This is a genomic window from Streptomyces sp. NRRL B-3229, assembly GCF_000719505.1.
Lineage (GTDB): Bacteria > Actinomycetota > Actinomycetes > Streptomycetales > Streptomycetaceae > Streptomyces > Streptomyces griseorubiginosus.
This window is the reverse complement of the sequence record NZ_JOGP01000007.1, coordinates 421526-433624: the sequence shown is the minus strand read 5'-3', so window position 1 is coordinate 433624 and position 12099 is coordinate 421526. Positions and strand designations below refer to the sequence as shown.

At 69.4% G+C, this 12099-nt stretch carries 12 protein-coding genes; 9 read left to right on the top strand and 3 right to left on the bottom strand.

The genetic code is table 11. The features are described from left to right. Window positions 1–103: 103 nt before the first annotated feature. Complete coding sequence (locus IF54_RS42990; protein WP_030318144.1) at window positions 104–1936, top strand: helix-turn-helix domain-containing protein; 1833 nt, start codon at window positions 104–106, stop codon at window positions 1934–1936. Window positions 1937–1987: 51 nt separating this feature from the next. Here IF54_RS42990 and dtd read toward each other — a convergent pair whose 3' ends face one another. Further along, window positions 1988–2413 carry a D-aminoacyl-tRNA deacylase gene (gene dtd / locus IF54_RS0113895; protein WP_030318141.1) on the bottom strand — a complete coding sequence of 142 codons (426 nt, stop codon included), beginning with the start codon at window positions 2411–2413 and terminating at the stop codon, window positions 1988–1990. A 158-nt stretch (window positions 2414–2571) separates the two neighbouring features. Here dtd and IF54_RS0113890 point away from each other — a divergent pair, with 158 nt between their 5' ends. Together IF54_RS0113890 and IF54_RS0113885 are read left to right on the top strand one after the other, a co-directional pair. After that, window positions 2572–3165, top strand: a complete 594-nt coding sequence (locus IF54_RS0113890; RefSeq protein WP_030318137.1) for a hypothetical protein — start codon at window positions 2572–2574, stop codon at window positions 3163–3165. Between the two features lie 82 nt (window positions 3166–3247). Continuing rightward, a complete protein-coding gene (locus IF54_RS0113885; RefSeq protein WP_107047830.1) occupies window positions 3248–4516 on the top strand; it encodes a GNAT family N-acetyltransferase in 1269 nt (422 codons plus the stop codon). A 217-nt stretch (window positions 4517–4733) separates the two neighbouring features. On the opposite strand, the gene IF54_RS0113880 is transcribed toward IF54_RS0113885, so the two are convergent. Next, complete coding sequence (locus IF54_RS0113880) at window positions 4734–4913, bottom strand: hypothetical protein (RefSeq protein WP_030318133.1); 180 nt, start codon at window positions 4911–4913, stop codon at window positions 4734–4736. Window positions 4914–5112: 199 nt separating this feature from the next. On the opposite strand from IF54_RS0113880, the gene IF54_RS0113875 reads away from it, so the two are divergent. Next, window positions 5113–6030, top strand: coding sequence for a winged helix-turn-helix domain-containing protein (locus IF54_RS0113875; protein ID WP_078851968.1), 918 nt, complete (start codon window positions 5113–5115; stop codon window positions 6028–6030). Between the two features lie 35 nt (window positions 6031–6065). Here the strand turns inward: IF54_RS0113875 and IF54_RS0113870 are convergent, their stop codons facing one another. Continuing rightward, entirely contained in the window at window positions 6066–6254 is a 189-nt protein-coding gene (locus IF54_RS0113870) for a hypothetical protein (RefSeq protein ID WP_030318128.1), read from the bottom strand. A gap of 217 nt (window positions 6255–6471) precedes the next feature. On the opposite strand from IF54_RS0113870, the gene IF54_RS0113865 reads away from it, so the two are divergent. From IF54_RS0113865 to IF54_RS0113845, 5 genes are all read left to right on the top strand, one after another. Then, on the top strand, window positions 6472–7353 hold the full coding sequence (locus IF54_RS0113865; RefSeq protein WP_030318126.1) for a winged helix-turn-helix domain-containing protein: 882 nt from the start codon (window positions 6472–6474) through the stop codon (window positions 7351–7353). A 29-nt stretch (window positions 7354–7382) separates the two neighbouring features. Then, on the top strand, window positions 7383–8087 hold the full coding sequence (locus tag IF54_RS0113860; RefSeq protein WP_030318124.1) for an HAD family hydrolase: 705 nt from the start codon (window positions 7383–7385) through the stop codon (window positions 8085–8087). Between the two features lie 223 nt (window positions 8088–8310). Next, the gene (locus IF54_RS0113855) at window positions 8311–9201 is read left to right on the top strand and encodes a GntR family transcriptional regulator (RefSeq protein ID WP_030318122.1); all 891 of its coding nucleotides are present in this window, start codon (window positions 8311–8313) and stop codon (window positions 9199–9201) included. Window positions 9202–9465: 264 nt separating this feature from the next. After that, window positions 9466–11430: a phosphotransferase family protein gene (locus tag IF54_RS0113850; RefSeq protein ID WP_234438979.1), complete on the top strand. Its 1965-nt coding sequence runs from the start codon at window positions 9466–9468 to the stop codon at window positions 11428–11430. A 34-nt stretch (window positions 11431–11464) separates the two neighbouring features. Next, complete coding sequence (locus IF54_RS0113845) at window positions 11465–12085, top strand: TetR family transcriptional regulator (protein WP_030318118.1); 621 nt, start codon at window positions 11465–11467, stop codon at window positions 12083–12085. Window positions 12086–12099 lie beyond the last annotated feature (14 nt).

The window sequence follows — 12099 nt, the reverse complement described above, 5'->3', positions numbered from 1 at the left end:
ATGCCGTTGACAACCCATAATTTGGCAACGGGCAGCGACCAGCCGGACACGGGGAGCAAGTGTTCGGGCGAACGAGGTGACGAACTGTCCCGGGGGAGGCGCCATGACACCGGAAGAGGAATTCGCCGAGGCACTGCGCGTGCGCAGAAAGGCCGCCGGACTGTCGCTCGGCGAGCTGTCACGGCTCGTCAACTACAGCAAGAGCTACCTCAGCCGGGTGGAGAACGGCTCCCGGATGCCCGGCCCCGCGCTGGCCCGGGAGTGCGACACCGTGCTGCACGCGGAGGGCGAGCTGCTGGGCCTGCTGCCGGACCGGCCGGCGCGGTCCGTGCCCCCCGCGCCGCCCGCGCGACCGGGGCGGCGCGGGCGGCGCCGGGGACCCGGACCCTCGGGAGCCGCCCCCGCCCCGGCCGGCACCTCGGGTACCCCCGGCACCCCGCGCACGCCGGGCACCTCGCGCACCTCGGGCAGCGAGTTCGACCAGCTGATCCGCCGCGGTGACGCCCGCCATCTCCTCGGCGACATGTACGAGGCCGGCCGGCTCTACCTCGCCGCGTACCGGGCCGCCGAGGGCGACGACCTGGCCCGCGCCCACGCCGTCGTGCGCTGCGCCCGCCGCTGGTCCGACCCCGGCCAGGTGGATCGCGACCTCATCGCCCGGATCGACGAGTGCCTGAAGACCCTGGCCGGCCGCGAGGACCTCCCCGCGGTGGAGCTGCGGCTGCGCCTCACCGCGCACCGCGCCAAGAAGCTCACCATGGGCGTCGGCGACGACACCGCGGTCGCCGGTGCCGAACCCGGCACGAGCGTCGACCGGGCCCGCGGGGTGCTCAGGGAGTTACGGGACCGGCTCCCGGGCATCGGCGCCGAGACCCACTGCGAGGTCCTCACCGAATGCCGCTGGGCCCTCTACGACTTCGCGCCCGCCGCCGAACTCCTCGCCCTGTCGGCCGAGTTACGGGACGTGGCGGTCCGCTCCCGCTCGATGTACTTCATGGGCGAGGCCCTGGTGGCCCTCGCCATCGACCAGTTGAGGGTGGGCCGGGTGACCGCCGCGGACGCGACGGTGCGGCGTCACCGCGAGCACGCCGCCCACCGGCACAGCACCCTCGCGCATTGGCAACAGGGCACGCTGGACGCCCTGATGAACCTGTGGCAGGGCGAGTTCGTCGCCGCCGAGGAGTGGATCCTCGGCGAGTCCAGGACGATCGCCGAGACCATGGAACGGGACCTGGCGGTGCCCGCCGACACCCTCAGCCAGACCTGCCTGGGGCAGGCCTACTGGCTCCGCCACGAACAGGGCCGGATGGCCGAGCTGTTCGACTCCCCGCTCATGGCCGGCGTCCGGCGCCGCGACTACTTCCCGGTGTGGCGGGCGGGCCTCGCGCTCGCCCTGTGCGAGACCGGCCGCCACGACCAGGCGGCCGACCAGGTACTGGCCTTCGCCGCGGACACCGACGGGTTCACCAGGTTCCCGCCGAGCGGCTGGGCGCTGCCCACGGCCGCCGTACTCGCCCAGGCGTGCGCGGAGCTGGCCGTACGGGACGTACGCGTCGGGGAGTTGCTGCCGTACGTCCCACCCCTGCGTGCGCTCCTGGACGCGCACCCCGGTGAACTGGTCCTCGCGGGCTGGCCGACCGTCCTGCTCGGGCCCGCCGCGCGCTTCAGCGGGCTGCTCGCGCTGGTGGCGGGTGAGCCGGAGACCGCGCTCGGGCACCTGCGCCGCGCGGTGCGGCTGGCCCAGCACTCGCCGGCGCAGATGACACGGCTGCGGCTGGACGAGGCGCGGGCGCGGCTGCGGTCGGACTCCGCGGCGGTACGGGCGGGGGCGCGGGAGCACGCCCGCACGGCACTCGGGACGGCCGAGGAGCTGGGCATGGCGGCGGTGGCCCGGGACTGCCGGGAGTTCCTGCACCTGCCTTTGACCGGCCCGTGACGGGGAGTTCCTGCGCCTGCCCGCCACCGGCCCGTGACGGGTCACATCTCGTCACATCTCCAACAGGACCGTGAACGGGCCGTCGTTGGTCAGGGACACCCGCATCCGCGCGCCGAAGCGGCCGGTGGCGACCGTGGCGCCCAGGGCGCGCAGCTGGGCGACGACCTCGTCGACGAGCGGCTCGGCGACGTCGCCGGGGGCGGCCGCGTTCCAGGTGGGGCGGCGGCCCTTGCGTGCGTCGCCGTACAGCGTGAACTGGCTGATCACCAGCAGCGGGGCGTCGATGTCGCTGCACGACTTCTCGTCGTGCAGCATGCGCACCGACCAGAGTTTGCGGGCCAGTTGGGCCGCCTTCTCCTTGGTGTCCTCGTGCGTGACCCCGACCAGGACGCACAGTCCCTCGCCGCTGATCTCCCCGACCGTCTCGCCGTCGACGACGACGCTCGCGCCGTCCACCCTCTGCACCACCGCTCGCATACGACCATCATGCCGGGCCTGCCCGAAGGGACGGCGTCCGGGTTTGTTTTTGATCCTTAAGCCCCCATCTGCGGCCGTTCGGGGGCACTCGGTCACATAGCGGCCACTTGGGGTGGCACGATGCTTCCACACGCCGGTCGAGGGGACGGTAGAGGCGCATGAGCACACCGAGTACCGGGCGGCTGGACAGTCTGCGGCCGCCCGCACAACGTACGGACAGCCCCGTGCTGCCCCCGGAGCCGCCGGAGCACGACCTCGCCCGGCTGAGCCTGCCGGCGCTGCGCGCGCTGCGCCGGGACGCCCAGCGGGACGAGGCGGACCTCAGTTACGTCCGCCGGCTGCTCCAGGGCCGTATCGACATCCTCCGCGCGGAACTCGCCCGCCGCTCCCCGACGGGCCGGGACCCGCTCGCCGAGCGGCTCCCGGAGGCCTCGGTGGTCGAGCGGCTCCCCGAGATCCTCACCGACGCCCCGGCCCGCCACCGCTCCTCGGCCCGCCACGTCACGCTGGGCACCCCGCACAGCGAGGAGTACCGCCTGCTGGCCGCGGAGATGCTCGCCGAGGTCGAACTCTCGGACCTGGGCGCCCGCACCGACCTTGAACTGAACACGGCGATGGGCCGCCTGGTGCGCTACGAGCAGCAGGTCTCCGGCCGCAGACAACGGCTCCAGCGGACGGCGGACGAGTGCAGCGGGGAGATCACGCGGCGGTACCGGGAGGGGGAGGCGCAGGTGGAGGACCTGCTGGCGTAGCGGTGAGGGGGCGATGAGCCGGCGGAACGGCGTGCGGAAAATCTGCGCGACACCCACCTCCCCGCCCCCCTACCGTGGCCCCATGAACGACCGAGCCGACATAGCCCCCACCGCCGACATCGACGTCCGTGCGATCACCGAGGCCGAGTATCCCGAGTGGCTGCGGGCCGTGCGGGCCGGGTTCCTGAAGGGGCCCGTCGTGCCGGCGGCGGAAGTGGAGGCGCGCCGGGCACAGTTCGAGCCCGGTCGGTTCGTCGGGGCCTTCGAGGGGGACCGGTGCGTGGCGACCTTCCGGTCCTTCGCGCAGGAGGTGACGGCGGTCGGTGGCGGGTTCGTCGCCGCCGACGCGATCTCCGCGGTCACCGTGGCGGCCACCCACCGCCGCCGCGGTCTGCTGACCCGCATGATGACCCAGGACCTGGCCGCCGCGAAGGACCGCGGGGACGTCGTGGCCACGCTGATCGCCGCGGAGTACGGGATCTACGGCCGTTACGGCTTCGGCCCGGCCACCTCGGGCACCGTGTGGACGGTCGACGTCACCCGCGCCGGTCTCGACCCCCGGGGCCCGGCGCTGGACGGCGGCCGTATCGACCTGGTGGACCCCGTTGTCGTACGCAAGCTCGGTCCCGAACTGCACGACCGGGTGCGCCGGGCCACCCCGGGGGCGATCAGCCGCAGCGACTGGTGGTGGCAGCTGCACACGGGCGCCGTGCGCACCGACCCGGCGTGGACCGAGCCCTTCTACGCGATGTACCGGGCCGCGGACGGCACGGTGGAGGGGCTGGTGGCGTACGACGTCGACGACCAGTGGGCCGACACCATGCAGCCGTCCAACACGGCGAGCGTCCGCAGCATGATCGCCTCGACCCCGGCCGCCGAGCGGGCGCTGTGGCACTACCTGTGCTCGATCGACTGGGTCATGCGGGTCAAGAGCGACTGGCGGGCCCCCGACGACCTGCTCCCGCATCTGCTGCCGAACCCGCCCGCGGCCGGCGTCACGATGCACGCGGACTGGATGTGGGTGCGGATCCTGGATGTCGTACGGGCCCTGGAGGCGCGGACGTACGAGGGCGAGGGGGAGCTGGTGCTGGAGGTCGTGGACGCTTCCGGACTGGCCGGCGGCCGCTACCTGCTGGAGGCCGCACCGGACGGCGCCACGTGTACGGCGACGACGCGGAGCGCGGATCTCACGCTGGACGTGGGGGAGTTGGCGCGACTGTGGCTCGGGGACGAGTCGGTGGTGCGGCTCGTGGCGCTGGGGCGGGTGCGGGAAGAACGAGCGGGCGCCGGCCGGGGGGCCGACGCCCTGCTGCGTACGTCCAGGCGCCCTTGGTGCCTGGACATGTTCTGAGACCTCCTTGCCCCTGGGCGACTGACTGTTCATCCGTAGCGGTGCTGTTCATCCGTAGCGGTGCTGTTCAGTTGTGGCTGTGCGGGTGAGGCTCTTCAGTTGTCGGTGTTCAGTTGTGGCTGTGCAGACCGACCGGACTCCCGGCTCCCCTCCGGAAGGGAGCCCGATCAGCCGGATCCTGGGCCCGAGGGGGCCCCGTCCGGACGGGCGCCCGCCCTCACTGGGCGAGCAGCATCACGAGGATGACCGCGCCGATCCCGCCGATCGCGACGTTCTTGGACTTGACGCCGATGGTCAGGGCGACGAACGCGACGATGCCCATCGCGCCCCACTTCCACTGGACGAGCGCCTCGAACCCGACGGCGAGGGCGGCGACGGCGACGGCGATGAACGGCATGACGGTCCTCCTCCGGGACGGTCCCTCGCGGGACGGTGGCCCCTGCCGACCGCCGACTTGGCCAACCTTGTGAAGGATTGACCATGTCTCCCAAGGTTGCTCAAGTTGGCGACCAACTTCACTGTACTTATCTCCGCTTGGAAGCGGCTCATAACCACCTTCCAGTGAACTGCCAAAAGATGGCGGGAAGTTGTAGTGTTTGGCCGTGGACCCGAAACACGCCTCCGTCAATGGACGGAAGAGGTCACAGCGGCCACACAAGTCCCACCACGAGGTGGCCGACGAGCTCCGCGCCCGGATCCGGTCCGGCACGCTGCGGGCAGGTCAGCGCATGCCCACCCAGGCGCGGCTGGCCGACGAGTTCGGGGTGGAGCGCGGGGTCGTACGCCAGGCGCTGTACGTCCTCCAGGCGGAACACCTGCTCACCAACGTGTCCAAGGGAAGTCCGGCGACCGTCGCCCCCGACCTGGGAACGGGCCGTTCGCCGCACGGCGCCGGAGCCGCCCCGCAGCCCACCACGGTCGCCCTCGGCCCCCGTATCGCCGCCGCCTTCGCGGCCCCGCACGTCGAGATCGATGCCCTGTGCCTGACCTCGGTCTCCCTCAACCTCGCGATCGGTGAGGGGCTGCGTGAGATCCACGCCGGACGACTGAATCCGGCCAAGATCGACGTCCGGGTCCTGCTGCCGGGCCGGGACATCGACCTCGCGTTCCCGGTGTCGGTGGAGGACCGCGGCGACGACGACCCGGTGCACGACCGCTGGCTGGCCCAGCGCAACGCCCAGGGCCAGGTCCTCCGGCACAACCTGCTCGCCCTGCGCGCCACGCATGGCATCGACGTCCGGGTCTCCTTCCGCGCGCTGCCCTTCACGCCGCCGGTCAAGCTGTACCTGCTGAACGGCTCGGAGGCGCTGTTCGCGTACTACACGCTGACCCGCCGCAAGCAGCAGATCGACCACGAGCACCTGGAGCTGTACGACTCCGAGGGCACGCAGTCGATGCTGTTCCCGTTCGAGCAGGGCGCCGGCCTGCGGGACACGACCTTCGTGGAGCAGTCCCACCTGTGGTTCAACGCGCTGTGGGAGACGATCAGTTCGGAGCTGGCGCTCACGAGCTGACGTCTCCCACGGTGACTGGCGGAGGCGCTGTCCCTTCACATCGCCGGTCCGGCGACCAGCAGGGCGAGCACGACCGCCCCGGTGGAGCTGATCGCGGGGTTCTTGGCCTTGAGTCCGATGGTGAGCAGCAGCATTCCGATGATGCCGCTGGCGCCGTACTTCCACTGGAGAGTCTGCTCGACGCCGACGACGAAGACAGCGGAGAGGAGGGCAAGGGCGGGCATGGTGGTTCCCCCTTCGGGCGTCGGGGCGGGCGAGGCGGGTGGTGGTGCGGGTGGTGCCGGGGGCGACTCGATTGACGGTTCGGTCGACGATGCGGAGGCAAAACCTCCACCAACTCAACCAAGTTGGCAACCAACTCTGACTATGTTGTCCCCACTTGGCTGTGGTTGATAAACAACTTCGCAACAACTCCCCATAGATGGATTGGAGTTGTAACGTTTGGTCGTGACCCAGGAGAACGTGGCAGTGAACGGCAGCAGAAAGCTCTCGCCCCAGGAAATCGCTGACACCCTGCGAGAACGCATCCGCACGGGCGACCTCAAGGCCGGCGACCGCCTCCCCACCCAGGCGGAACTCGCGGACGAGTTCGGCGTGGAACGAGGCACGGTCCGCCAGGCGCTGCGCGTGCTCCAGGAGGACGGGTTGCTCAGCAATGTGAGCAAGGGGAGCCCGCCGCGGATCGCGGAGCGGGTGCCGGGCCTGTCGGGGGAGCCTCAGCCGACGATGGTGGCCCTGGCCCCCCGCCTCACGGAGGCGTTCTCGAGTCCGCACGTCCGCATCGACGCCGCGTGCCTCACCGCGGAGACCCTGATGGTGGCCCTGAGCGAGCCGGTCCGCCTCATCCATGAGGGCCGGATCCGCCCCGAGTCCATCGACGTCCGCATCCTGCTGCCCTCCCGCGACATCAACCTGGCGTTCCCGGTTCCGGTGGAGGCCCCCGACGACGACAACCCGGTCCACCAGCGCTGGCTGGAGATGCGCAACGCCCAGGGCCACGTCCTGCGCCACAACCTCCGCGCCCTGCGCTCCTCCCACGGCATCGACGTCAACGTCAGATTCCGGGCACTGCCGTTCACTCCGCCGGTGAAGCTGTACTTGCTGAACGGGGAGGAGGCGTTGATCGCGTACTACATGGTTGCCCGGCGTGAGGAGGCCACGGAGACCGGAACCCTCGACATGTACGACGTCCTGGGCACGGAGTCGCTGCTCTTCTCCTTCGACAAGGGAGCCGGTGAACGTGACGCTTCGTTCGTCGCGCAATCCCAGATGTGGTTCGACGCCCTCTGGGCAACCATCACGACTGACCTGACACTCTCTTAGTGACTCCTGAGACGACGCACACTGAACCGGTGACAGCAGAGACAGCACGACTCGCATCACTGGTCGCCTCCGCCCGGTACGTGCTCTGGGACATGGACGGGCCGATGTGCCAGTTGTTCGCGGGGTATCCGGCGCACGACATTGCTGAGCAACTGGTCGCAATGATCGACCAGTTGGGCATGGGAGCCTTGCTGACCACGCAGGAACGATCCAGCAACGACCCGCATGAGCCCCTGCGTGGTGTCCATAACCGGCATCGGGGTAGCGACCTGGTCCTCGCGCTGGAGGAGTGGCTGACTCGGCGCGAGTTGGAGGCGGTGGCCAAGGCGCACCCCACCCCATATGCCGACCCGCTGATCAGGACATGGTGGTCGCTCGGGGCCAGGTTCGCGATCACCACGAACAACGCCGCTGTCGCCGCATCGGCGTACGTCAGGAGCCGCCGGCTGACGGACTGCTTCCCGCACGTCTACGGTCGCACCCCGAACCTCGACCTGATGAAGCCGAACCCGTACTGCCTGGAGGAGGCCGTCAAGGCCATGGGGGCAGTTCCGGCAGCCACGTTGATGATCGGTGACGCTGCGACAGACCTCGAGGCCGCGCGCCTGGCCGGAGTCGAGTTTCTGGGTTACGCGCGTAACGAGCACAAGGAGAGGATCTTGAGGGAGGCGGGGGCGGAGGTGGTCGTACGCTCGCTGGAACAGGTGCTCGACGTCCTGCCTGGCCGGTACTGAACCGCGTCCACCTAACCGATCCACTCCACGGCACCGCCTGTCCACATTTGGAAGGACTGGTCCATGTGATCAGCCCAATTGGCCGGATCTCCTCGATTTGGTTGTGCCCGGACTGGTTGATCCTCTAACTGGCCTGCGCACGTGGGTCATTGGGGCAGGCAAATTTGACTGGTGGTGGACTGGAGGTGGTTTGCGTGACCACTGGGAGAGGTACGGTCGCGGTGTGGGTGAAAATCGCGGCAAGGGAGCCGTCATCCTTGCAACACTGCGATCCCGGATCGCCGATGGCGAGTACCAGCCGGGCTCCAACCTGCCTGCGCAGCGGGCATTGGCCGCTGAGTTCGACGTCTCACGCGACACGATCCAGCGCGTCCTCGGTGTGCTGGAAGACGACGGCTGGATCGAATCCCGACAAGGCAGTGGCTCGAAGGTGCGAGCGACGCTCCCGTTGCAGTTGGCGTCGCCGACGAAGGTTCCGGCCGGGCGCGTGGCGCTCGGCCCCTTTGTCGCCCGCGCCTTTGCCCAGCCGGTCGTGGAGTTGGACGTCTTCACTTTCACGTCGGAGAGTCTCGACACCCATATGCGGGTGCAGGCCGAGGCGATCCGAACCGAGCAGATTCCCGCCCCGGAGCGCATCGCGCTGCGGATACTGCTGCCTTCTGACGCGATCGAGCTGCCTTATCCACGAGCAAGGACGCCCAAGGACGCCCCTGTGGACGGCGGCGTGCAGGAATTGGACCGGATCCTCCAGGCCCGGACCAGGGAGATCATCAGGCGCCACACTTCCTCGCTGCGTAACGCCCTCCGCAGCCTCAAGACCGACGGGCTGGTGGACGAGGTGGAAGTGAAGGTGCTCGAGGTGCCGCTTGCTCCGTCACACAAGCTGTATCTGCGACGTGGCGTCGAGGGCCTGATGGGGCCTTACAGGATCGTGGAGCGCACGATTCTGATGGACGACGACACCGAGATCGAGGCCTGGGACGTCCTTGGGCTGGGCTCCACCCTGATACGGCTCGTGTACGACGAGGGTGACCCCAACGCTGTCGGAACCGTGTTCATGAAGAGCTGGCAGGACTGGTTCGACGCCTGCTGGCACCGCTACGCGTCGGCGTGACGGCGCAGCCGTCGGACCCACTCGGGGGACCGCCCGGACGCTGTCGACGGCATGGGCATCGCTCCGCCCTGACTGCTGCCGGCCACGTAACAAAGCGTGAACGGAGACGTTAAAAGGTCCGTAGTGACCCAGACATGTCCGACAGGTCTCGCTCCAAGGGCGGCATTGCGGCCATGTGAGCGGGCGCGTCCCGCTATCGTGTGCATCAATTTTCTTGCATGCATATCCCCTCAGAGGTTTAGAACTAGCGTTTCAGGAGCACGAGTGGCGATCGGGGCTTGGCCTGACCGCGGGGGCGAAGTCCGCAATGCCGTCATCACGGAGATCCGCAAGAGCCCGTACTGGCGGGAGATCTCCCTGGGTACGCCCATGTTCCTGCCTGACGCAGGCAGCGGATTGCAGCCCAGGACATGCCCCCCAGGCAAGCCGGTCGACCCGCTGACCATCAGGTTGCTGACCCGACTTCTTGCGCAGCTGACTCTGGTGCGCAAAGAGGCTCTGCCTCCTTTCCTGGCCGCCTGGCCGCCCAACGAGAGGGACAGCCGGGGCTACCTGGACACCGTCGTACGGCGGACGACTCGACGGATCCTCGACTTCAGCGGCCTGTTCGCCGTTCTCGGAGTTCCGGGCGACGCGCTGGCCCGGTGTGCCGCACAGATGCCCACCCCGGCCCGCCGTCCCTACGGCTTCCTGCTCCTGAACCTCAACCGTGACAACGTGATCGTCCTGGAAGGCCCCAAGCTCTCGATCGCCCGCCTCGACTGGAACTCCGCGTCGTACGGAGACCCGCTGCACGGTCTCGCGAGTCATGCGGTCCGGATGCGTTACCCCGAGCACCAACTGGACGAGGTTCTCGACGCATGGGTGCGCGAGATGGGAAGCGTGAGGCTGACAGCGGTCAACGGTGCCCGCCGGGACTTCCCGCGGTATGTCACCTTCGAGCGGATCAATCTCGCCTACGCCGAATTGATCAAGGCGGCCGAATCCCTTGGTGACGAGATCGACGCACCACGGCTGCACGTGGTGGCCGAGGACATCAAGGCCGCCCTGGACGTCGCGTCAGGCGTGCTGGGGATGTCCGAGGTCCCGAGCGGGAAGGAGATCGAGGACGCCCTGTTCCGTTGGCAGGCGGCGCGCATCGCGCGGAAGGCGGACGTGCTGCCGGACACGCTGTTCCTGTGGCAACGTGACCCTCGCGTCCCTGAGCGGAATGACTTCTCCCCGGTCCTCGTGCGCCGTGCGCTCGCCGCGGAGGGACTCGCCCCCGCCGACCTGGTCTTTCGCGGTACCGCTCACCTCAACACCGTCGTCCGGGTGGAGGGGCATCCGGACCCCGTCGTGGTCCGGCGCGAAACCGCGGCGGCTCCCCGCCGTGAGCAGGGGCTTCTTCCGGAACACGCCGTTCTGCAATTGATCGAGAAGTCCGAAGCGCGGATCCGGGCACCACGCATCCTGGCACTGGGGTACGACGACCGCGGGCGCCACTTCGCGATCCACACGTACGAGGGCCCCGGAGGTCGGCCGCCACAGCATCCCGTGGACGGCCTGCTGCCCGCCGAGGCGGACGAACTCGTCGATGAACTCGCCGCGCTCGCGAGGGTCGGCCACTCGTCCCTGTCGTACGAGGAGCCGAAGGAGGGCTTCTACCTCTGGCTGGCGGAACGGCTCGCCGTCTTCGTCGACGAACTTCCCGAGGAGACCCTGCGAGCCGCCGAGCAAAGGGGTCTGCCGAGCGGTGACGTACTCCGCTGGGCCCTCGGCCGCTATGAAGTGGCGCACCGCGCGCCCGTCATCCTGCACGGCGACCTCAACCCCTGGAACCTGGTGCGTGCCGGACGTGGGGGAGGGCTGACGATCATCGACTGGGAGATGGGGATGATCGGCGATCCCCTGTACGACCTCGTGCGTCATCTGCATCTGACGCCCACCCGGACGGAGATGCGGATGCGCATGTTCGACCGCTGGAGCAGGAAGCTTCCTCCGGAGTGCGTCACGGGGTGGGAGAAGGACTGGCGGGTCTACCGCTGGATCGAGCAGATCCGCTCGGCCTACGTCGATCTGGACCGGATCACGACCGGGGCCGCGCTGGACACCCCGAACGTGCGGCGGGCCGTCGACGCGTACGAGATGACCTTGTCCGCCGCCACCGGTTCCCTGGGACTGCGCCGACGCGCGGTACCGAAGGCACCGCCTGCGCTCAAGGCGCCCGCCTCTCTCCAGGCGTCCTGACCTCACCTCGTACGGCGATGCGTAGGCTCCCCCCATGACCCACCCTCCCGGCCTCCGCGAACGCAAGAAGCAGCAGACGTACGAGTCCGTCTCCGAGATCGCCATCCGGCTCTTTCTGGAGAAGGGGTTCGATGCCGTGTCCGTTGCTGAGATCGCCGCTGCTGCCGGGATCTCCAAGCCGACCCTCTTCCGGTACTTCCCGGTCAAGGAGGATCTCGTCCTGCATCGGATCGCCGATCACGAGGACGAGGCCGCGCGGGTCGTGAGGGAGTCGGGGGAGGCGCCGCTCGTTGCCCTGAGGCGGCATTTTCTCGAGGGGCTGGAGCGGGGGGATCCCGTGACCGGGCTCAGTGATCATCCTCAGGTGCTTGCCTTTCATCGGCTTCTCTACGGGACTCCCTCCCTCGTCGCCCGGGCTCACGGACATCTGGAGCGGCAGGAAGCCGCGCTTGCCGAGGTGCTCGGAGGTGATCTCGACGCACGGCTGGCCGCCGGGCAGATCATCGCCGTGCGGCGGGTGCTCGCTCTGGAGAACTGGCGGCGGATTGCCGAGGGGGAGCCGATCGAGGAGGTGCGCGTGGACGCCGTGGCTGCGGCCGCACGGGCCTTCGGGGCGCTGGCGGGTGGGTTGCCCCGGCTGGCCGGGGAGAAGTGAGCCCCGGTTAAAAA

Coding starts and splice junctions, on each gene's coding strand:
- IF54_RS0113880 (WP_030318133.1), bottom strand. CDS start 4,913: ATGCCGTTCATCGCCGTCGCCGTCGCCGCCCTCGCCGTCGGGTTCGAG.
- IF54_RS0113845 (WP_030318118.1), top strand. CDS start 11,465: ATGACCCACCCTCCCGGCCTCCGCGAACGCAAGAAGCAGCAGACGTAC.
- IF54_RS0113885 (WP_107047830.1), top strand. CDS start 3,248: ATGAACGACCGAGCCGACATAGCCCCCACCGCCGACATCGACGTCCGT.
- IF54_RS0113890 (WP_030318137.1), top strand. CDS start 2,572: ATGAGCACACCGAGTACCGGGCGGCTGGACAGTCTGCGGCCGCCCGCA.
- dtd (WP_030318141.1), bottom strand. CDS start 2,413: ATGCGAGCGGTGGTGCAGAGGGTGGACGGCGCGAGCGTCGTCGTCGAC.
- IF54_RS42990 (WP_030318144.1), top strand. CDS start 104: ATGACACCGGAAGAGGAATTCGCCGAGGCACTGCGCGTGCGCAGAAAG.
- IF54_RS0113870 (WP_030318128.1), bottom strand. CDS start 6,254: ATGCCCGCCCTTGCCCTCCTCTCCGCTGTCTTCGTCGTCGGCGTCGAG.